Genomic DNA, 20,697 nt, shown 5'->3' with positions numbered 1-20,697 from the left:
CGGCCAGGCCGGACCGCAGGGCGTTAGCCCTTGTTCGCTTCGATATAGTCGATCGCGTCCTTGACGGTGGCGATCTTTTCCGCCGCATCGTCGGGGATTTCGACGCCGAATTCTTCTTCGAACGCCATCACCAGTTCGACGATGTCGAGGCTGTCGGCGCCCAGATCGTCGATGAAGCTCGCTTCTTCGGTGACCTTGTCGGCTTCGACACCCAGATGTTCGACGACGATCTTCTTAACCTTTTCGGCCGAATCGCTCATGCACAGTTCCTTTTTTCTGACTATGTCGTGAATGTTGAAAATTGCCCTAGTGCCCGTGGGCGGGGCTGGCAAGAGGGCTGGCATCGGCTGTGCGGCGAAGCGCCGCATCGACCAAGACCTCCTCTGCAGCGCTATTAAGCCGACCGTGTCCCTTTCCGCCCCTCCGGCACCGGACCATAGAAATAGGCAATGCGCTCGCTGCCTTCAAGGTCGAACGACAGGACGGCGCGAGCGGCAGGGCTAAAAGCGAAAGCATGGCGGCGGCCCGGCTATCTCAGGGCGCTACCTTTGCCGGAACCACGCCCGAATCGCGCAGCGCCGCCGATGCGCGCTGGATCACCACCGGCGTGATGATGAACCGTCCGAGCACCTGCTCGGGCGTCGCGTCCGCGGGCTGGCGCGTATAGACGAGCAGGCGCTGCCATTGCGCCCGCGCCTCGGCCACCTGCCCCTGCCGCGCCTGCACGATCGCCCGCGCCATCATATACTGCGGCTCCATATTGCTCGGTGCCGGCATGTGATCGAGTATTCTGCGCGCCTCATCCTGTTCTCCGCGCTGCGAAAGCGTAAAGGCGAGCGTGACCGCGGGAACGCCCGGATAGGAGGAGTCGAGCAGCAGCGACCGCCGGAGCAGCACCTCACCCTCATCCCCCATTCCGCACGTCATCTTGAACAGGCCCAAAAAGCCCGCCATGTCGGCATCATAGGGATTGAGTGCAATCGCCGCGTCGCCCATCGCATTGCCACCGGCACAATTGCCCGAATAGAAATTGGCGCGCGCCATCGCAAACAAGCCCGCCGACGAATTGGGGCTGCTTTCATAGGAACGCTGCGCCAGCGCCCGTGCCTCCGCAAAAGCCTCACGACCCGCCGCCGTCATGCGCTGCGGCTGCCAGTCGCCATACCGCACGAGCGACAGCGCGGTAAGCGCGACGGGATCGCGCGGATTGGCCTTGATCGTCGCGCGGAGGCACGCGTCGACCGGTTTCACATTCGCCACGTTGCGCATCTGGCGCATGCGGTTGAATTGCGCGAGGCAAGGAAAACCCGGCGAAAAATTGTCGGGCTGACGTTGAACCTGATCGCGAACGATCACGCCATAATCCCCGGCAAGCTGTGCGATGAGCGGTTCGATAGCGAAAAATTCGGGCGTTTCATCGGGCGTCAGCCGCAATTGTTGCGACCAGATCGCGCGCTGGTCCACGACCCGGTTGAGAACGAGCGTGACGTCGGTGTTGCCCTCGACCGTGCGAACGATCGACGTATCGAGGCGGTAATCGCTTTTGCCGGCGACCGCGGCACCCGGTGCTTTCGAACTCATCAGGTCGACGAGGTCGAAGCGGCGCAGCCCGTCCCGCAATTTCCCGTCAAGCGCCCGCGCAAGCGCGCGCGATTCAGGCAAATTTCCTGCGGCCGGTGCGCTAACTTCGATCAGCGGGACCGGCACCGGATCGCTGACGAACAGCCGATCCGGCCCGCCGCGGAGCGTCCACAAGGTGAAGAACGCCAATGCGAGAAGGACAAGGACGACAATCCAGCGGCCGAAGCGGGCACCGCGATCGGGGGCGCGCCGTGCATCACCGGGGGGGCTCGTGCGACCTGCCCCTTCCGCGACGGCTGCTGCGGCCTTGACGTCATCGTCGCCCGCGGGCTCCTCCGCCGATCGCGCCGGCGGCGCCGATCGGTATTGCACGACGACTTCATAGCTGCCCTGCGGGACGCGCAGGCGGTGGATCCACGGCGTATCCGCATAATAGCGGTCAAGAAGGCTGCGCAGCCGACCCACCATGACCCGCGGATAGCTGTCGACGGCCGGATCGAAATCTTCGCTGCGCCCCAGCGCCTCGGTCGCGATCGCATAAGCCTTGGGCGAACTGCGTCCGCCACGAAGGCGGTGCTCGACAAGGAATTGCAGCAGGCGGGATAGAACGGGTGAACGCGTGAACATCGGGGAATCGAGAAGCTTCTCGGTTTCCTCCGCGATGATCCGGTCGACCTCGGCGGGGTCTTGTATCTCGTTCGTTTTCGCCTGGTCCATGCTACCCTCAAATACCCCTTGCGGGCGGTGCGGTAGATACGCCAATCAACCGGCGCGGCCACCCATTGTTACTTCTACGTAACGGTAACAAGGCGGCCGCACGCCATATCAGAAGAAATGCGCCACGCCAATCCGCGAGGAAAAGCGGGAAAGCCGGTTAAGAATTGGTTATCAAATGGCGACATCACCGAATGTGACCCCTTGTAACTGCCACGGGTCCGAAACTGTGGCATTCTTTCGGTCATCGCGACATTCCTACGATGACGCGATGTGAGGCCAAAAGGCGAAAGGTGCGAGCTGGTCCCTGGCACCCTTCGATCCCCCTCAGGTCTCATTTCTAGACTTCGCCGGGCGGCCGACAGCCCCACCTGTTCCGTCGCCCGGCAAGTCGACATGCTTCCCTCGCTCATCGCATGCCCCGCCGCCGGGGCCACAACCGCAGCGCCAGCGCCGCGACCATGACGCAGCCAAAGACAATGCCGACCAGCCGCTTGTCGGGATCGGCACCAAAGGCGCGTCCGGCATAGCTCGCGGTGAAGATGAACCAGATATAATAGATGCCGAAGCGGTGCAGGTAGCGCCACCCTTTGCCGAGCCGCTTTTGCCAGGCGTCGGTCGACGTCAGCGCCATCAGATAGATGATGACATAGGCCAGCCCGCCGCCGACGAGCGACTGCCACGTCCGCCCCGGCGCATAGACGATGATGTTGATGCCAAGCGCGACGAGATGGATCGTGTGGGCGAGCGCGAAGCCGAGGCCCCACTGCCTGCGCCGGCGAAGCAGCGCGCGCGTCGTCGGCGAAGGCCAGCGGCGCACGAAAGTCGAGGCGAGAAAAGCGATGAGGAAGAGCGGCAAGCCCGCACGTGCGGTCCATCGCGCGGCGAGCCCCGCGCGCTCCGCAGCGTCCGCTCCGGCCAGCAGCCCCGCGCCGACCGCAAGCAGCCCGGCGACCAGACCGACCAGCAACGGGGTGGCACGGCGATCGAGCAAGCCGGTCAAGTTCGGGCAGTGCCGATACGCAACGCGTGGCGCTGATTGCCGTCGAGACGGCTACCCGTAGTCACATAGCAAGGCATGGTTGCGACCCCCCTTGCATGCAACCTATATGAAAGGGGCGCCGGTTTCCACCGGCGCCCCGAATTTTTTAGCTGAGGCTATGCCGACTTAGGTCGCAGCCGGCGCCTTGCACGGACCGGTGTGGGTGCTGGTCATCTGCATGACCATTTCCATGTCGCCGCCCGTCGGTACCTTGCCCTTGGTCGTGATCGTCACGTCGTTCTTCTTCGCTTCCATCGTGCCGGTCATCGCCATCTCGACCGTCTGGCCGTTGGCGGTGCAGGTGCCCGCTACGTCGATCTTGCCGCCCGCGACATCCTTCTTCGACCATTTGCACTCACCGCCGTTGCCCGGGCCCTTGGCGAGTTCGGCGGCGATGTCTTCCTTGTCGACCTGTTCCTGCGTGAAGCATTGCTCCATGCCGCTGGCGCCTTCCATCATCTTCGCCATGCCGTCCTTCATTTCGGCCGGCATGCCGGGGACTTCGAATTTCACCAGCTTGACGTCGGTCTTCCAGTTGCCGGCTTCGCGCTTCACGGGGCCGCTGGCAGCATTCTCGCTCTTGCCGCAACCCGATACCGCGATCAGCGCGCCGATGGCGGCTACCGTGAGAAATTTCTTCATGCCCTGTCTCCTGTGACTGTTCATTTGGGGGTGTTGTTTTGATTCATTGCGATTGTGGACCCGCCCCATCGATACCATATTGGCAGCGATGGCAATTCAGATTCGTACATCGCTCGATGAAATCGACACGGCGGAGGGTTATGTCCCGCATCGCCCGGCGCGCCCCGACAAGGTCGAAGGCGGCAAGCGATTCGAGTTAGTTAGCGATTATGATCCCGCGGGCGACCAACCGACCGCGATCAAGGAACTCGTCTCCACCGCGCTCGATGGCGAGCGCGACCAGGTGCTGCTCGGCGTCACGGGTTCGGGCAAGACCTTCACCATGGCGAAAGTCATCGACGAGTTGCAGCGCCCCGCGCTGATCCTCGCGCCAAACAAGATCCTCGCGGCGCAGCTTTATGGCGAGTTCAAGAGCTTCTTCCCGAACAATGCGGTCGAATATTTCGTCAGCTATTACGATTATTATCAGCCGGAGGCCTATGTGCCGCGGTCGGACACCTATATCGAGAAGGAAAGCTCGGTAAACGAGGCAATCGACCGCATGCGTCACTCGGCGACGCGCGCGCTGCTCGAACGCGACGACGTCATCATCGTCGCGTCGGTGTCGTGCCTCTATGGCATCGGATCGGTCGAGACCTATTCCGCGATGATCTTCGACTTGAAGAAGGGTCAGGTCGCCGACAATCGCGAGATCATCCGCAAGCTCGTCGCGCTCCAGTATAAGCGCAACGATCAAGCGTTCGCGCGCGGCAATTTCCGCGTGCGCGGCGACAGCCTCGAAATCTTCCCCTCGCACTATGAGGATATGGCCTGGCGGGTGAGCTTCTTCGGCGACGAGATCGAGGAGATCACCGAGTTCGACCCGCTGACGGGAAAGAAGATCGCGAACCTCAACCATGTCCGCATCTATGCGAACAGTCACTATGTGACCCCCGGTCCGACGCTGAAGCAGGCGAGCGAGGCGATCCGGCACGAACTCGCCGAGCGGCTGAAGGAACTCGAAGCCGAGGGCCGCTTGCTCGAAGCGCAGCGGCTGGAACAGCGCACCAATTTCGATCTCGAGATGATCGCCGCCACCGGAAGCTGCGCCGGGATCGAGAATTACAGCCGCTTCCTGACAGGCCGCCTGCCGGGTGAGCCGCCGCCGACCTTGTTCGAATATCTACCCGATAACGCGCTGCTCTTCGTCGACGAAAGCCACCAGACGATCCCGCAGATCGGCGCGATGTCGAAGGGCGACCACCGCCGCAAGATCACGCTCGCCGAATATGGCTTCCGCCTGCCGTCGTGCATCGACAACCGGCCGCTGCGCTTCGCCGAATGGGACATGATGCGCCCGCAGACGGTCAGCGTGTCGGCAACGCCGGGCACGTGGGAGATGGACCGTACGCAGGGCGTGTTCGCCGAACAGGTGATCCGCCCGACGGGACTGATCGACCCGCCGGTCGAGATCAAGCCCGTCGAGGAGCAGGTCGACGACCTGATCGTCGAGGCCAAGAAGACTGCCGCGGCTGGCTATCGCACGCTCGTCACGACGCTGACCAAACGCATGGCCGAAGACCTTACCGAGTTCCTGCACGAAGCGGGGCTCAAGGTCCGCTACATGCACTCGGACGTCGAGACGCTTGAACGCATCGAGATCATCCGCGACCTCCGGCTCGGGGTGTTCGATGTCTTGATCGGCATCAACCTGCTCCGCGAAGGGCTCGACATCCCCGAATGCGGGCTCGTCGCGATCCTCGACGCGGACAAGGAAGGGTTCCTGCGCAGCGAAACCAGCCTCGTCCAGACGATCGGCCGCGCCGCGCGCAACGTCGACGGCCGCGTCATCCTCTACGCCGACCGCATCACCGGCAGCATGGAACGCGCGATGCGCGAAACCGACCGCCGCCGCGAAAAGCAGGAAGCCTATAACGCCGAACATGGCATCACGCCGCAGACGATCAAGCGCAACATCGGCGATATCATCGCGCATGTCGCGTCGAAGGATCAGGTGACGATCGACATCGGCGACGACAAGCCCGCGCATATGGTCGGGCACAATCTGCGCGCCTATATCCAGGAGCTCGAAAAGAAGATGCGCGACGCAGCGGCGGACCTCGAGTTCGAGGAAGCCGGCCGCCTGCGCGACGAGATCCGCAAGCTGGAGGCCGACGAACTCGGCCTGCCGCCGGGCGAACAGGTCGCGCCGCGCGTCGGCCGCAGCAACGAGGGCAAGCCGGGGACGCGCAAGGGGCGGTTCGGAAAACAGAGCAAAACGAAATGGGGGCGTTAGACCCGCTTCGATAAAACGTATACGTTTTCCGACGAGCGCTCTTGCTCACTCCCCGGACGGTGCCTAGGGTCCGCCCCGCAACGGGGAGAAGCATCAATGAAAACAGGTCTGTCGCTCATCGCTCTGGCGCTTGCCGCCGCCGCGCCCGCCGTCGTCTATGCGCAGGACAAGCCTGCCGACGAGAAGGCGAAGGCCGAAAAACCCGCTGATATCGAGCCGCAAGTCCGTATGACGAAATTGTCTGGCACCTTCGGCGGCCAGCGGATCAACTATGCCGCGACGATCGGCGAGACGATCATCAAGAACAAGGACGGCGTGCCCGAAGTCGCGGTCGTCACCACTTCCTATGTCAAGGAACCGCGCGACCCGAACCGGCCGGTGACGTTCCTGTTCAACGGCGGCCCGGGATCGGGCACCGTCTGGCTGATGATGGGGGCATTCGGGCCGAAGCGCGTCGCGATCCCCGGGACCGGCGTCGATGACGGCGCCCCGCCCTATCCGATCGTCGACAATCCCGACGCGCTGATGGACGTGACCGATGTGGTGTTCATCGACCCGCCGGGCACCGGCTTCTCGCACCTGATCGGCAAGGCGAAGCCCGAAGATTATTACGGGGTGACGCAGGATGCGAAGCTGGTCGCGGAGGTGATCCGCCGCTGGCTCAATGACAACGGCCGCTGGAACAGCCCCAAATATCTCGGCGGTGAAAGCTATGGCACGACGCGGTCGGCCGCGGTCGCGAACCAGTTGATGAATGTGACGTACAACGACGTCGCGCTGAACGGCATCATCCTGATTTCGACCGTGCTCGATTTCGCGGCAGGCGCCGACACGCCGGGCAACGAGCTGTCGCCGATCACCAACCTGCCCTCAATGGCCGTCACCGCGCTCTATCACGGCAAGGCGACCGGGTCGTCGCCCGAAGCCTTTGCCGAGGAAGCGCGGCAATGGGCGATCGGTCCCTATGCCACCGCATTGCTCAAGGGCCAGAAATTGCAGGGCGAGGAACGCGCCGCGATCCGCCGCGAACTGTCGCGCTTCACCGGCCTGTCCGAAACCTTCCTCGAAAACGCCGACCTGCGCGTGACGCCCGGCCGTTTCTACAAGGAGCTGCTGCGCGATCGCGGGCTGACCGTCGGCCGCCTCGACAGCCGCTATACGGGCAAGGATTATGATAGCGCGGGCGAAACGCCCGATAATGATCCGAGCTTCTATGGCATCGACGCGAGCTATACCGCCGCGATCAACAGCTGGAGCCGCGATGGCCTGGGGTTCAAGACCGACCGCGAATATCAGTCGATCGGCCGGATCGGCGGCCAGTGGGACTGGCGGATCGGCGACCGCGACAGCAATAGCTATCTCAACGTCGCCCCCTATCTCGGGCAGGCGTTGCGCGAAAATTCGGGACTAAAAATACTCGTCGCGCAGGGCTATTATGATTTCGCGACGCCCTTTTTCGCCGCCGAATATGCGCTGTCGCGTACCGGCATCCCGCAGGACCGCATCCAGTACACTTATTATGGCGCGGGCCACATGATGTATATCCGCGACGAGGACCGGCATAAATTGTCGGCCGACATTCGCGCCTTCATCCGCGCGCGGTGATCGTGGAGGGGCGCCCGCGGGCGCCCCCCCCCTTTGCCGTTACCGAAGCACGCCCTTCGCCTTCATTGCGCGCGCATAGAAGATCAGCGCGAGCAGGATGACCCAGATGGTGATGTTGACGTAAAGCGGCACGTCACCGAGCAGCTTCTTCAGCGTGTCGCCATTCTGCACGAGCTGATAATAGGAAACGCCGAGCAGGCCGACCGCCGACACGAGGAAGGCCGACACGGCATGGCGCGAGCGCGCGAGCAGCAGGATCGACCCGAGCAGCGAACCGAACCCGCCGAGCGCCCAGCAGATGTTCGACCAGGCGGGCGCCGCGAGGACGAAAGCCTTCTGTTCCTCGGTATATTGCGACAGCCACGCCGCGTTCTGCATGTTGGTCAGCGTGAAATCGACCGCGGGAAAAGCATTCCAGACAAGCGATAGCCCCCCGACCACCCACAGGTGCCACGGCGTTTTTACAGCATCCGTCATAATCGTCTTCCCCTCCAGAAAGTCAGGCGAAGCTATCATCCTTTGCAGTCGCCATCAACGATGTGATTTAGTGACATAATACAGTTATGTTACGGGAAGCGCCGTTGCCCTTTGGCCGAATCCCTCTTCGCGTTGAATCGATGGGGCATTCGACCGGTGATTTTGCCGACGGGCTTGGCAAGCGGGCGGTCAGCCACGATATGCGAAGGCATGTGCGTCGTCGCTCTCGCTCACCGGGTTCATCCCGACTGGCCCCTCATCCTCATCGGCAACCGCGACGAGTTTCACGCCCGTCCGGCCGCGCCGCTTCACAAATGGGAAGACGGCAGCGGGATCGTCGCGGGCCGCGACCTTCAGGCGGGCGGAACATGGCTCGGCGTTCACCATCCCGGAGGCCGCGTCGTTGTCGTGACCAACGTCCGCGGCGCAATGCCCGACCCCGACAAGGAATCGCGCGGCGCGCTGGTATCCGACCTGCTGCGCGGCTCCGGGCGTTTTTCCGATCCGTCGGCAGAAGATCTGCCGCGTTTCAACGCGTTCAACCTGTTCGCTGTCGATGGAAATACGGCGCGGTTGCTGACCAATCGCCCGGTACCGCTGATCATGCCGCTGGAGCCCGGCGTCCATGCGCTCGCGAACGAGCCCGTCGATGCCCCCTGCCCACGCGCCGAACGGCTGCGCCGCGCAGTGGAGGCCGTCGTCACGTCCGGCCGCAATCCCGAAAGCCTGCTCGACACGCTGACGGCCGAGGATGATCCCGCGCTGTTCCTGCGCGGCGACCAATATGGCACGCGTTGCAGCACACTGGTGCTTCGTGATCGCCAAGGGCGGTACCGGATTACGGAGCGGCGTTTCCATGCCGGCGGCGTAGCTAACGGGGAAACAAATATCGAAATTGACCGAGATAAATCAGTCCGATAGCCTAATCCCCGACGGGGAAACTGACATGAATAGGAAAATGGCCGCTGCGACCTTGCTTTTGCTCGCGAGTTGCGGTGGCGGCAGCGAACCGCCGGTCACCATTCCCGAGAATCGCGCGCCCCAATTCACGTCGAGTTCGTCAGTCTCGCTCGTCGAAAATGCTGCGCTTTCCTATCAGGCCGCCGCGAGCGACGCTGACGGCGACCCGCTGACCTATTCAATCGCGGGCGGTCCCGACGCGGCACGCTTTTCGATCACCGGGGCCGGGCTGCTGAATTTCCTCGTGGCTCCCGATTTCGACAATCCCGCCGACGCTGACGGCAACAATGTCTATCAGGCGACCTTGTCGGTCAGCGACGGGCGCACCACGACATCTTTGCCGCTGACCATGACCGTCACCAACAGCCGCGAAGGAATCGCCGTTCGCCGGGTGTTCAGCGGTTTCAGCCAGCCGGTTTCGATGAGCGAGATTCCGGGTGATACGCGCCTGTTCGTCGCCGAGCGCGATAGCGATATTTATTATTTCGATCCCGCGACCGGGACGCGGACATTTTATGCCCGCATCCCGACACCACCCGACGGTTTTCTGGGATTGAACTTCATCACCGCATCGCCCGGTTATGCGAGCGACGGGCTGCTTTATGTCTCCACAGGTGTGGACCGCGTCCACGTCCGCGCTCTGGTCCGCGCCAATGTAGAGGCAGGGAATCCGGGCAATGTGATCGAGGTCAGCAATTTTCGGGCAGGCTCATCCTTTAATCCGCCCAAGGATGCCGGATGGATGGGCTTTGGCCCCGACGGCCATCTCTATCTCGCCACCGGCGGCAGTTATGAAAGATTGAATCTCGTTGCGCACGAAGACGGGAATTTCACTGGCAAGCTCATTCGCATCCGTCGCAATCCGACGCCCGGCGCGACCCCTCAATTCTCCTATGAATTGGCCGCAAAAGGTCTGTTCAGTGCGAGCACCGCAACTTTCAGCGGCAACATGTTGCTCATCGGCGACCAAGACGGAGTTGGCGACGCCCCGGGGGAAATAAACCGCCTCGACATCAACGGACCGCTCGTCAGTTTCGGCTGGCCCTATTTTGCAGGTCACACCCAGCTTAATTACGACCCTCCGCCGGGCCTGGTGACGCCAATCCTCGAGATTCCCATCGCCCCCGCTCCCGAATCCGGCGGTGCCCCTGAACCGAAAACGGGCCACTCTCTGATCCTCGGGCCGGTCTATAATGGACCGATCGCCTCGCTTGCGGGACAGTTGATTTTTGGCAGCGGCGACCCCGCGGGCAAAATCTGGACGATCGACGTCGGCCAGTTGCTGAGCGCAACAAGCGTGTTGCCTTATTCAGCTTACGCCCTGCGCAGCGCGGATTTCGCTCCCGATGCCGGAACGATAAATGGGATACGCGCCTTCACCGCGACAGCGGGCGGGCAGCTGTTCATCCTCGACGGGGACGGCGAAATATTCGAAGTGGTCGCCGCAACATGAACCCCGGCCCGCTACAAAGCAGGGCCGGGACAGCAAGCGAGCCTTATTTCGGTGCGATCACCATCAGCATCTGACGGCCTTCGGTGCGGGGATGCGCCTCGACCTTCGCGACTTCGGCGGTCAGTTCGGCGACGCGCTGGAGCACGTTGAGGCCGAGCTGGGTGTGGCTCATTTCGCGGCCGCGGAAGCGCATGGTCATCTTGACCTTGTCGCCTTCCTCGAGGAAGTCGAAGACCTTCTTCATCTTCACGTCGAAATCATGATCGTCGATGTTCGGACGCATCTTGATCTCTTTGATTTCCTGCGTCTTCTGGCTCTTGCGTGCGAGGTTCGCCTTTTTCTGCGCCTCGTACTTGAACTTGCCGACGTCGAGGAACTTGCACACCGGCGGATCGGCGTTCGGAGAGACCTCCACCAGGTCGAGACCCACCTCGGCCGCCTGCTCGATCGCTTCGGCCGTCAGCATTACGCCCAGATTTTCACCTTCCTCGTCGATCACACGGACTTTCGGGGAGGCGATGAATTCATTGTAACGCGGGCCGTTTTTCGGCGGCATCGGTGCCATTGGGCGACGGGTCATTGGCGGTGGTATAGCTGTATCTCCTGGGTCGTTTAAAATGGGCGTGCAGCATCGACGCAAAAACACGCGTGGTGGTCATATAGTGATCAAAGCGCCGCCGTAAAGGGCGCCGCGCTCACTCTATAACGCTTTTCGAGCCAACTGTGGCCGCGCTGCCACTACCATTTGGTCGGCGCGGGATCGACGACGCGGAAACCGCCCGCGCCGATCTCACTGACCTCGAGCGCGCGCTCGGCGATCCCGCGATTGCTGAAGCGGAAGATGCCGTCGATGCCGCCGAAACCGTCCGCGGCAAGCAGCCGGTTCGCGGGGAAATTCGTCCCGGGTTTCCAGTCGCGCGCAATGCGCACAGTGAGCAGCACCGAGTCATACCCCAGGCTCGCAAGCCGGTACGGCGCCTTGCCGAAACGCGTGCGATATTTGGTCGCAAGCTGTCCGTAGAGGCCGTCCGAGACGCTGGCGAACCACGCGCCGCGCATCACCGCGCTGCTGCCGAGCGCGGCGTCGGTGTTCCAAAGTTCGGTGCCGAGGATCTGCTTGTTCCCCGTCGTCTTGATCACCGGGACGGCGCGAATGGCGTTGCCGCCGCTGTCCGCGATCAGCACCGCATCCATCGCACCCGCGTTGGCGAGGCGCCGCGCCGCGCCGGTGAGCGCCGTCGCGCTGCGGTCATAGCTTTCGACCGCGACGAGCGTGCCGCCGGCTTCGGCGACCGCCGCACGGAAGGCCGCCGCCGAGCGGTCCCCATAGACATTCTTGGGGACGAGCGCGCCGAAGCGCTGATGGCCCTTCGACCGCGAAAAAGCGACGACGCGCTCGACCGACTGGCCGGGGACGAAGCCCATGATGAAGACGCCGTTGCCCGCGACGCCGCTGTCGTTCGAGAAGCTCAGCACCGGCACCTTCGCCTCGCGCGCGACCGGGGCCACCGCGGTGACGTCTTCGCTGAGCAAAGGCCCGAGGATCAGCTTGTTACCGTCGGCAACCGCCTGCCGCGCCGCCGCGGCGGCGCCGAGCGCGGTGTCATAGGTGGTGATGCGCACGCGCTCGGTACGCGAATCGAGCAGCGCGAGCGTCGTCGCATTGGCGATCGCGGTGCCGACATCGGCGTTCGGGCCCGTCTGCGGCACGAGCAGCGCAACGCGGTGACGATCGGTATCGGTGGGCAGGCCGGGGCCGACGTTATCGTCGGGGTTCGTCGGCGGCGGCGGGGTCGCGGGGCCATTGCTTTTCGGGACGACCTGACACGCCGCGAGGAACCCTGCCATCGCCACGACACCGAACCCGCGCAACATTTGACGGCGCGGCGATGCATTATTTTGGCGCTGGGCAGTAGTTTCTGCCATTTTCGGCGTCATGCCAGATTCGAACATCTCAGATTCTCCCTTGCCCGGTCTCTATATCGTCGCGACGCCCATCGGCAACCTTGGCGACATCACTCCGCGTGCTGCCAAAACGCTCGCCTCCGCGGGCGTAATCGCCGCAGAGGATACGCGCGTGACCGCGAAGCTGCTGTCGCATCTGGGTTTGCGTGTGCCGATGACCCCCTATCATGATCATAGCGACGAACGCACCCGCGCCGCGCTGGTTGCGCGTATGGAGAGCGAAATTGTCGTTTTGGTGTCGGATGCCGGCACCCCGCTGATTTCGGACCCCGGATATAAGCTGGTCCGCGATGCACGCACGGCAGGACGCCACGTCACCACCCTGCCCGGCCCCTGCGCCGCCATCGCGGCGATCACGCTGTCGGGCTTGCCAAGCGACCGCTTCCTGTTCGCGGGCTTCCTCCCGAACAAGGCGAAGGCGCGAGCCGATACGCTCGCGGAATTTGCAGGACTACGCGCAACATTGGTCTTTTACGAAAGCGGGCCGCGGCTGTCGGCATCGCTCGCGGCGATGGCCGAGGGGCTCGGCAACCGCGAGGCAGCGGTCGCGCGCGAGATCAGCAAGATGTTCGAGGAATGCGTCACCGGCACGCTGACCGAGCTTGCCGCACGCTATGCCGACGCACCGCCAAAGGGCGAGATCGTCGTCGTCGTCGGCCCGCCGGGCGAAGCGGTAGCCGAAGAGGCCGATGACGATATGCTCGACGCGGCGCTGCGCGAAGCGATGGCCGACAAGCCTGTCGCGCAGGCGGCGAAAGCGGTCGCGAAACGTTTCGGGCTCGACCGCCATGACGTCTATGAGCGCGCGCTGGCGCTCAAGGACTTTGGGAAAGAGCAGGCTTGAACCGGGCCGCAGCCGAAGCACGCGGCCGACGGGCCGAGCGTATTGCAGCTTGGTGGCTGCGCTTCCACGGCTGGCGCATAATCGGCGAACGGCTGCGCGTTCCCGTCGGCGAAGTCGACCTCGTCGCCCGCCGAGGGCGCACCGTCGCTTTCATCGAGGTCAAATGGCGCGACCGCGCCGCCGACCTCGACCTTGCCGTCGACCAATATCGCCTGCGCCGCGTCGCCGCAGCCGCCGAAATGCTGAGCCCGCGCTTCGCCGGGCCGCGCGATGACATAAGGATCGACGTGATGCTCCTTGCGCCAAGACGCCTGCCGCGCCATCTGGTCCACGTCTGGCAACCTTGAGGAAGATCGAATGACCCTGCGCGCCGCAGTACAGATGGACCCGATGGACGGTATCAACATCGGGGGCGACAGCAGTTTCCACCTGATCCTGAAGGCGCTCGAACGCGGCTATGAGCTCCATCATTACGATGTGCGCGGGCTGACGTGGGAGGCCGGACGGCTGACGACGAAGGCGCACCGCATCGTAGAAGCGCAGCGCGAAGCCGGCGCGCATTACAAGTTCGGCGACGAAGTGCTGCTCGACCTTGGCCGCGATATCGATGTCGTGCTGATGCGGCAGGATCCGCCCTTCGACCTCGGTTATCTCACCGGCACCTGGCTGCTCGAGCGCATCGCGGGCGAAACGCTCGTCGTCAACGACCCCGTCTCGGTCCGCAACGCGCCCGAAAAAGTGTTCGTGCTCGACTTTCCCGAGTTCATGCCGCCGACGATGGTGACGCGCGACCTCGACGCGGTGAAGGATTTCCAGGCGCGCCACGGCGCCGTCGTCATCAAGCCGCTGCACGGCAATGGCGGCAAGGCGGTGTTCAAGATCGATGCCGATGGCGGCAATCTCGGCGCGCTGGTCGAGCTGTTCGGCCAAGTGTGGCCCGAACCCTTCATGGTCCAGCAGTTCCTGCCGAGCGTGTCGAAGGGCGACAAGCGCATCGTGCTCGTCGACGGCGAGGTCGCGGGCGCGATCAACCGCAAGCCCGGCGAAGGCGAGTTTCGATCGAACCTCGCGGTCGGCGGCTATGCCGAGGCGGCCGAACTGACACCGCGCGAGCAGGAGATTTGCGACGTCCTGGGGCCGCAGCTGCGCGAACGCGGGCTGGTATTCGTCGGCATCGATGTGATCGGCGGCGAATGGCTGACCGAAATCAACGTCACCTCGCCCACCGGCATCGTCGCGATCGACCGTTTCAACAACAGCGATACGGCGGGGATGATCTGGGACGCGATCGTCCGGCGGATCGGCTGACGCGCCCGCGCGTTCCTTCCCCATGACCGATTTCATCCTGAACCTGATCCAGAGCTGGGGTTATGTGGGGATTTTCATCCTCATGTTCCTGGAAAATGTGTTCCCGCCGATCCCGTCAGAGGTCATCATGGGGCTCGGCGGCATCGCCGTCGCGCAGGGCCGCTTCGATTTCTGGACGCTCGTCGCGGTGGCGGTTGCGGGGACGACGGCTGGCAACTGGGTGTGGTACGCGATCGGCCGCTGGATCGGCTATGAACGGCTCAAGCCCTTTGTCGACCGCCACGGCCGCTGGCTGACGCTCGACTGGGCCGAGGTCGAGCGGCTGCACGCTTTCTTCCTGAAATACGGGCCCGCGATCGTGTTCATGGCGCGTTTCATGCCCGTCGCACGAACGATGGTATCGCTGCCCGCAGGCATGGTGAAGATGAATCAGGCGAAGTTCCTTATCTGGACTGCCGCCGGATCCACGATCTGGATCTCCGCGCTGGCGGGCGCAGGCAACTGGTTCGGAGGAAAGTTCGCCAATCTGGACGCTTTCGTCGGCCCGGTGGCGCTGATCGCGATCGGCTCGCTCGTCCTGATTTATGTTTACCGCGTTATCACCTGGAAACCGAAACAGCTCGACTAGGCTCGCGGGTGCGCGCTCCGGTAAATGTCGAGCAGATGCGCGGCATCAACCGCGGTATAGACCTGCGTCGAGGCGAGACTTGCATGGCCAAGCAGTTCCTGAAGGCTCCGCAAATCCACTCCGCCCGCGAGCAGATGCGTCGCAAAGCTGTGGCGCAGCGCATGCGGCGTAGTGCGCTCGGGTAAACCCAGCGCACGCCGCGCCGATCTCACGCTTGCACGCACCACCCCGGGCTGCAACGGCCCGCCCCGCGCGCCGAGAAACAACGGAGCGTCCTTCGCTATCGGCCACGGACAGGCCACAACATAGCCCGAAACCGCCGCCGCGACCGCAGGCAGGATCGGCACAACCCGCGCCTTGTTCCGCTTGCCGATCACGCGCAACGTATCGCCCAGCGGCATCACCGCGCCGGTTAGCGACAAAGCCTCGCCGATACGCAAGCCAGCGCCATAGAGCAGCAGCAGCAGCGCAAAGTCGCGCGCACCGACCCAGCCTTCGCGAGCATTGTCCTCGACATCATGCGCGAGTTGCAACGCCTCGGCGGGCGAGACCGGGCGCGGCAGCCCCTTTTTGACGCGCGGCCCGCGCATCTGCGGCACGCTGGCATTTGTTCCGCCGATGAAGCGCAGGAAACCGCGCAGCGCCGAAAGCTCGCGCGCGGCCGACGCATTGCCCAGCCCCTCGGCGCGTCGGTCGGCGAGATAGGCGCGGAGATCGTTCGAGGTCAGCGCCTTCAGCATGCGCGCGTCGACCGCACCGCCGCGGTGGCGCGAGAGGAAGCCGCAGAAGCGTTCGGCGGTCGCGATATAGGCACGGCGCGTATGCTCCGACCGGCGCTTCTCGTGCGCCAGATGGGCATCCCAATCGCGGATCAGTGCATCGGTCAAATCGGCCTCGCTTCGTCCGGGTTTAGCCGGTTCGCACGACCTCGGAAAGGATCGAGTCGAGCAGCAATATGCCGTCATCGGTGACGGCGAGCCGGTCGCCATCCTGTCGCATCAGCCCCTGCGCGGTCAGCCGCGCCACTGCATCGGCATCGACGAAGGCCGCGCGCGTCAGTCCGCTCCGCGCTTCGATGCGCGCGAGGTCGACCCCTTCGGTCAGCCGCAGCCCCATCAGCATCGCCTCGGTCGCGCGCTCATGCGCCGGCAAGTCGCTTTCGACCTTAAGCCCGTGACCGTTGCGTTCGACGGCCGAAATGAAATTCTCGGGCTTCTTGTGCCGTTCGGTCGCCTGCGCCAGCCGCCGCCCGTGCGCGCCGGGGCCCACTCCGGCGTAATCGGCGTAGCGCCAGTAAGCGAGATTGTGACGGCTCTCCTGCCCGATCCGCGCATGGTTCGATACCTCGTAACGCGGCAGCCCTGCGGCGCGCGTCATCACCTGCGTCGCGTCGAACAGGTCGGCGGCGGTGTCGCCGTCGGGAATCGTCAGATCGCCCTTCGCCGCGAGCGCCCAAAAGCGCGTGCCGGGTTCGATCGTGAGTTGATAGAGCGAGAGATGGTCGGTGCCGAAGGCGAGTGCGCCCGCGAGTTCCGCTTCCCACGCGGCCATCGACTGACCGGGCCGCGCATAGATCAGATCGAAACTGACACGCGCGAAATGCTCCTGCGCCGTTGCAATGGCGCGGCGCGCCTCATCCTCGCTGTGCGCGCGGCCAAGGAATTCAAGCACTTCGGAATCGAAGCTCTGAACGCCGATCGACACGCGATTAACCCCGGCAGCCGCGAGATCGGCGAAATTGGCGACCTCGACCGAATTGGGGTTGGCTTCCAGCGTGATCTCGACATCGTCCGCGAGCCCCCATGCCCCCTCCGCCGCCGCGATCACCGCCGCGACGGTTGCCGGCGGCATCAGGCTGGGTGTGCCACCGCCAAAAAAGATCGACGCCACTGTGCGCCCCGGCAGCAGTGCCGACTCATGTCGCAGATCGGCAAGCAACGCTTCGCGCCAAACCGCCTGATCGACGCTCTCGCGGACATGGCTGTTGAAGTCGCAATAGGGGCATTTGCTGACGCAAAACGGCCAGTGAACATAAAGGGCGAGCGGTTCGGCCATGAGCGCCGCCTAGAAAGCCCCTGCTACCAGCTTGGCAAAAGCGTCCGCCCGGTGGCTGATCGTATGCTTTTCCGCCGGATCGATTTCCGCATAAGTCAGCGATTTACCGGCCGGAACAAACACCGGATCATAACCGAAACCGAGCAGCCCCCGCGGCGGCCAGGTCAGGCTGCCCTGCGCGCGGCCTTCGAACAGCTCGGCATGGCCGTCAGGCCAGGCGAGCGCGAGGGTGCAGACGAAGCAGGCGCTGCGATCGACGTCCGGCCCCTGTTCAGCGAGCAGGCCCTCGACCTTGCCCATCGCCATATACCAGTCGCGGCCGGGCTCGCCTTCGAACGACTGACGTTCGGCCCAGTCGGCGGTGTAGACACCGGGGCGCCCGCCGAGCGCGGCAACTTCGAGGCCGCTGTCGTCGGCAAGCGCGGGGAGGCCCGATGCCGACGCACTCGCATGCGCCTTCAGCAGCGCATTCTCGCGAAAGGTCGTCCCCGTCTCCTCGGGCTCGGGAAGCCCGAGGTCGCCCGCCGACACGGGCTCGATCCCATAGGGTTCGAGCAGCGCGCGGATTTCGCGCACCTTGCCCGCATTATGGCTGGCGATCACCAGCTTGCCGGGGTGCAGTTTGCGGTGTGACATCAAACGACCTTCTCATTCGTCATGCCGGACGTGATCCGGCATCCATAGCGCCTTGTCGTCATGGACCCCGGATCAAGTCCGGGGTGACGATGAAAATTACCGTCCCGTGGCCTTGTCCTGCGCCGCGAAAATCTCGCCGCAGCCGATGCGCGCGAGGCGGAGCAGGCGGAGCAGGCCTTCCTCGTCATAGGTGGCGCCCTCGGCGCTTGCCTGAACCTCGACGATCTGGCCCTTGCCGGTCAGCACGAAATTGCCGTCGGCTTCGGCAACCGAATCCTCGTCATAGTCGAGGTCGAGCACCGGCGTGCCCTTGTAGATCCCGCACGAGATCGCGCCGACCTTGTCCTCGATCGGATCTTCGGCGATCGTTTTCGCCGCAAGCAGCTTGTCGACCGCGAGGCGCAGCGCGACCCACGCGCCCGAAATCGACGCGGTGCGCGTGCCGCCATCGGCCTGGATCACATCGCAATCGATGATGATCTGGCGCTCGCCAAGCTTCTTCATATCGACGACGGCGCGCAAGCTGCGTCCGATAAGCCGCTGGATTTCCTGCGTCCGACCCGACTGCTTGCCCTTCGCCGCTTCGCGGCTGCCGCGCGTGTGGGTCGCGCGGGGCAGCATGCCATATTCGGCGGTGACCCAGCCCGCGCCCTTACCGCGCATCCACGCGGGCACCTTCTCGTCGACGCTGGCGGTCACCAGCACCTTGGTGTTGCCGAAGCTGACGAGTACGCTGCCCTCGGCATGGATGGTATATTCGGTTTCGATCGCGATGGGACGCATCTGATCGGGCGCGCGGCCGGAGGGGCGCATATCGAAGTTCTCCTTTGAATGTGTGGGGGCGCTTAGCGAGGCCGGTCGTGATTGGCTAGAAAAAGCTATGCTACGGCCATAGCTCCCACCTAGAGTAAACCGATGCGAATTGGCTCCCTCATCGCTTTGACTACCGCGATCTTCGTGGCGATCGGTGTGGCCTTGGTGAGCAGTGTAACCAGCGATGGAACGCACGTCCCCGACGATTTCGACGAAATCTATTATGTTCGCAACGTCGAACATAACCGACCTTGGACATTTGGGGATTGTCCTCTGGGCCGCGAGGTCGTGGTCCAACGGACGGGTCGGCTCCAGATAAGCTGGTACGTTCAGCGCGCGGACATTCACGGATGTGTCCGCGCATTCGATCTTGGCCCGAGTGACAGCATCGACGCCGTGATGGAGGCGCCGGTAATCGCACGCAAAGTGGTTATGCTTAACCAATCCAGCCTGCAAGAATTGCTGAAAAGACTGGAATCCCTGCGCTGGCAAGCCGATTGGTCTGGCCCGAAGAATATGGATGAATCTTACTCGACAGACTGCAAGCGCACGACCGATGCCCTTCCCGGACGAAGTCTTGCTATCGCGGCACCAGGGCCAAAAATTTCGGTCCTTTCCATATTCGACAAAATGGCGCGCCAGCCCGCCGAAGCCTCGTGTGCGACAAATGAAATCGCCAACGCCAAAGTGCTGGATACGGCGGTAGCTCCGTTTGCGCCGCTTTTGCCAGCGCAATACCATATACGTCCCGCGATCGCTGAGCGGCTGAATCGCGAACGGTAAGGTCTAACTTCTTAATCGCATCTTGAAGAAATCGAGGATTTCGTCGCGTGCCTGCCGCGTCGGCTGGCCCTCCTCGTCGATCAGGTGGATGGTGACGACGCTGTGCGGGTTCTTCATCGGGCTGTCGGGGTTTGCATGCTCGTCGGCGAGGACGCGGCCGATGAAGCGGTCGCCGAGGGCGTTTTCATACGCCTCGAAGCGCGCCGCCTTGCAGAATTTGTCGCCCTCGAAGCGATAGGCGAGCACGGTCAGATCCTCCTTTTCCATCCGCGCTTTCACCGCCGCGAGTTCGTCGGGTGCGATGTGCATTCCCGCCGGATCATTGAGCGGCAGCGAGGGCTGCGAGAGCACCGGCGCGAGCACCGCGGGCTCGAGCATCATCGAGAGGGCAAAATTGCCGGTGAAGCACATGCCGATCGCGCCGACACCCTTGCCGCCGCATTCCCGATGCGCGAGCGCTGCGAGTGCGCGCAGCCACTGGACGGCGGGCGAACTTTCATTGGCCTGGAACGCTCTGAACTGGCGGCTGATACACCCGCCGATCATCGTGAAGACCGCGCCGGGCATACGCGGCACCGCGCCATCCTTGCCGAAGATATGCGGCATATAGACGGTAAAACCCGCATCGCGGACCCAGCGCGCGAAACGCGCCACATGCGGGCTGATGCCGGGCATCTCGGTCATCACGATGACGGCGGGACCGCTGCCCATCGTGTAGACGCGGTGCTTGCGGCCGAGCAGCGCAATCTCGCGATGCTCGAAATCGCTCAGGGGGTCGTCGCGGTCGAGTGGCGGTGTCGTCATGATTTTCTCTCCCCGCGCGGAGGCTAACGATGATACCGCACAACGCAATCCTCCCTGTGCGAAGCATGGGGAGGTGGCAGCGCAAAGCGCTGACGGAGGGGCCATTGGCGCG

At 63.7% G+C, this 20,697-nt stretch carries 21 protein-coding genes; 9 read left to right on the top strand and 12 right to left on the bottom strand.

Annotated features, from left to right (window positions below):
- Positions 1 to 23: 23 nt before the first annotated feature.
- From BLW56_RS18450 to BLW56_RS18435, 4 genes are all read right to left on the bottom strand, one after another.
- Entirely contained in the window at positions 24 to 260 is a 237-nt protein-coding gene (locus BLW56_RS18450; RefSeq protein WP_003039428.1) for an acyl carrier protein, read from the bottom strand.
- A gap of 274 nt (positions 261 to 534) precedes the next feature.
- Entirely contained in the window at positions 535 to 2,298 is a 1,764-nt protein-coding gene (locus tag BLW56_RS18445) for a tetratricopeptide repeat protein (protein WP_093512458.1), read from the bottom strand.
- A gap of 406 nt (positions 2,299 to 2,704) precedes the next feature.
- Positions 2,705 to 3,298, bottom strand: coding sequence for a hypothetical protein (locus tag BLW56_RS18440; RefSeq protein WP_093512456.1), 594 nt, complete (start codon positions 3,296 to 3,298; stop codon positions 2,705 to 2,707).
- A gap of 165 nt (positions 3,299 to 3,463) precedes the next feature.
- Complete coding sequence (locus BLW56_RS18435) at positions 3,464 to 3,979, bottom strand: DUF3617 domain-containing protein (protein WP_177176023.1); 516 nt, start codon at positions 3,977 to 3,979, stop codon at positions 3,464 to 3,466.
- 88 nt (positions 3,980 to 4,067) lie between these two features.
- Here BLW56_RS18435 and uvrB point away from each other — a divergent pair, with 88 nt between their 5' ends.
- Together uvrB and BLW56_RS18425 are read left to right on the top strand one after the other, a co-directional pair.
- A complete protein-coding gene (gene uvrB / locus BLW56_RS18430) occupies positions 4,068 to 6,254 on the top strand; it encodes an excinuclease ABC subunit UvrB (protein WP_093512453.1) in 2,187 nt (728 codons plus the stop codon).
- Between the two features lie 96 nt (positions 6,255 to 6,350).
- Positions 6,351 to 7,859: a S10 family peptidase gene (locus tag BLW56_RS18425; protein ID WP_093512451.1), complete on the top strand. Its 1,509-nt coding sequence runs from the start codon at positions 6,351 to 6,353 to the stop codon at positions 7,857 to 7,859.
- 39 nt (positions 7,860 to 7,898) lie between these two features.
- Here the strand turns inward: BLW56_RS18425 and BLW56_RS18420 are convergent, their stop codons facing one another.
- Positions 7,899 to 8,336 carry a hypothetical protein gene (locus BLW56_RS18420; RefSeq protein WP_093512449.1) on the bottom strand — a complete coding sequence of 146 codons (438 nt, stop codon included), beginning with the start codon at positions 8,334 to 8,336 and terminating at the stop codon, positions 7,899 to 7,901.
- Positions 8,337 to 8,546: 210 nt separating this feature from the next.
- Here BLW56_RS18420 and BLW56_RS18415 point away from each other — a divergent pair, with 210 nt between their 5' ends.
- The gene (locus BLW56_RS18415; protein WP_093512447.1) at positions 8,547 to 9,257 is read left to right on the top strand and encodes an NRDE family protein; all 711 of its coding nucleotides are present in this window, start codon (positions 8,547 to 8,549) and stop codon (positions 9,255 to 9,257) included.
- A 25-nt stretch (positions 9,258 to 9,282) separates the two neighbouring features.
- Complete coding sequence (locus BLW56_RS18410) at positions 9,283 to 10,749, top strand: PQQ-dependent sugar dehydrogenase (protein ID WP_143043508.1); 1,467 nt, start codon at positions 9,283 to 9,285, stop codon at positions 10,747 to 10,749.
- Between the two features lie 43 nt (positions 10,750 to 10,792).
- Here BLW56_RS18410 and infC read toward each other — a convergent pair whose 3' ends face one another.
- Entirely contained in the window at positions 10,793 to 11,329 is a 537-nt protein-coding gene (infC, locus tag BLW56_RS18405; RefSeq protein WP_093512443.1) for a translation initiation factor IF-3, read from the bottom strand.
- A 158-nt stretch (positions 11,330 to 11,487) separates the two neighbouring features.
- Positions 11,488 to 12,624: a penicillin-binding protein activator gene (locus BLW56_RS18400; RefSeq protein ID WP_093512441.1), complete on the bottom strand. Its 1,137-nt coding sequence runs from the start codon at positions 12,622 to 12,624 to the stop codon at positions 11,488 to 11,490.
- Positions 12,625 to 12,685: 61 nt separating this feature from the next.
- Between BLW56_RS18400 and rsmI the strand changes: the two genes are divergently transcribed.
- From rsmI to BLW56_RS18380, 4 genes are read left to right on the top strand one after another with little or no spacing between them, the layout of a single operon-like run.
- A complete protein-coding gene (gene rsmI, locus BLW56_RS18395; RefSeq protein ID WP_093512439.1) occupies positions 12,686 to 13,558 on the top strand; it encodes a 16S rRNA (cytidine(1402)-2'-O)-methyltransferase in 873 nt (290 codons plus the stop codon).
- A complete protein-coding gene (locus BLW56_RS18390; RefSeq protein ID WP_093512437.1) occupies positions 13,555 to 13,905 on the top strand; it encodes a YraN family protein in 351 nt (116 codons plus the stop codon). The genes rsmI and BLW56_RS18390 overlap by 4 nt, the downstream gene beginning before the upstream one ends.
- Before the next feature lie 10 nt (positions 13,906 to 13,915).
- Positions 13,916 to 14,866, top strand: coding sequence for a glutathione synthase (gene gshB, locus BLW56_RS18385; protein WP_093512435.1), 951 nt, complete (start codon positions 13,916 to 13,918; stop codon positions 14,864 to 14,866).
- A gap of 22 nt (positions 14,867 to 14,888) precedes the next feature.
- The gene (locus BLW56_RS18380) at positions 14,889 to 15,494 is read left to right on the top strand and encodes a DedA family protein (protein WP_093512434.1); all 606 of its coding nucleotides are present in this window, start codon (positions 14,889 to 14,891) and stop codon (positions 15,492 to 15,494) included.
- Here BLW56_RS18380 and BLW56_RS18375 read toward each other — a convergent pair.
- The 4 genes from BLW56_RS18375 to rph form a co-directional block, all read right to left on the bottom strand.
- A complete protein-coding gene (locus BLW56_RS18375; protein ID WP_256203658.1) occupies positions 15,491 to 16,381 on the bottom strand; it encodes a tyrosine recombinase XerC in 891 nt (296 codons plus the stop codon). The two genes, BLW56_RS18380 and BLW56_RS18375, sit on opposite strands and share 4 nt — an antisense overlap.
- A 22-nt stretch (positions 16,382 to 16,403) precedes the next feature.
- Positions 16,404 to 17,549, bottom strand: coding sequence for a radical SAM family heme chaperone HemW (hemW, locus tag BLW56_RS18370; protein WP_093512430.1), 1,146 nt, complete (start codon positions 17,547 to 17,549; stop codon positions 16,404 to 16,406).
- Positions 17,550 to 17,558: 9 nt separating this feature from the next.
- Positions 17,559 to 18,185, bottom strand: a complete 627-nt coding sequence (rdgB, locus tag BLW56_RS18365; protein ID WP_093512428.1) for an RdgB/HAM1 family non-canonical purine NTP pyrophosphatase — start codon at positions 18,183 to 18,185, stop codon at positions 17,559 to 17,561.
- A gap of 96 nt (positions 18,186 to 18,281) precedes the next feature.
- A complete protein-coding gene (gene rph, locus BLW56_RS18360) occupies positions 18,282 to 18,998 on the bottom strand; it encodes a ribonuclease PH (protein ID WP_093512426.1) in 717 nt (238 codons plus the stop codon).
- A gap of 126 nt (positions 18,999 to 19,124) precedes the next feature.
- Here rph and BLW56_RS18355 point away from each other — a divergent pair, with 126 nt between their 5' ends.
- Positions 19,125 to 19,781 (top strand): hypothetical protein, encoded by a 657-nt coding sequence (locus BLW56_RS18355; RefSeq protein WP_177176022.1) that lies wholly within the window; start codon positions 19,125 to 19,127, stop codon positions 19,779 to 19,781.
- 3 nt (positions 19,782 to 19,784) lie between these two features.
- Here BLW56_RS18355 and BLW56_RS18350 read toward each other — a convergent pair whose 3' ends face one another.
- On the bottom strand, positions 19,785 to 20,585 hold the full coding sequence (locus tag BLW56_RS18350; RefSeq protein ID WP_093512422.1) for a dienelactone hydrolase family protein: 801 nt from the start codon (positions 20,583 to 20,585) through the stop codon (positions 19,785 to 19,787).
- Positions 20,586 to 20,697: the final 112 nt, after the last annotated feature.

Origin of the sequence: Sphingopyxis sp. YR583 (assembly GCF_900108295.1) — a bacterium.
GTDB lineage: Bacteria > Pseudomonadota > Alphaproteobacteria > Sphingomonadales > Sphingomonadaceae > Sphingopyxis.
Note: the sequence above shows the minus strand (reverse complement) of the source record. Positions and strands in the feature narration are given on the sequence as shown.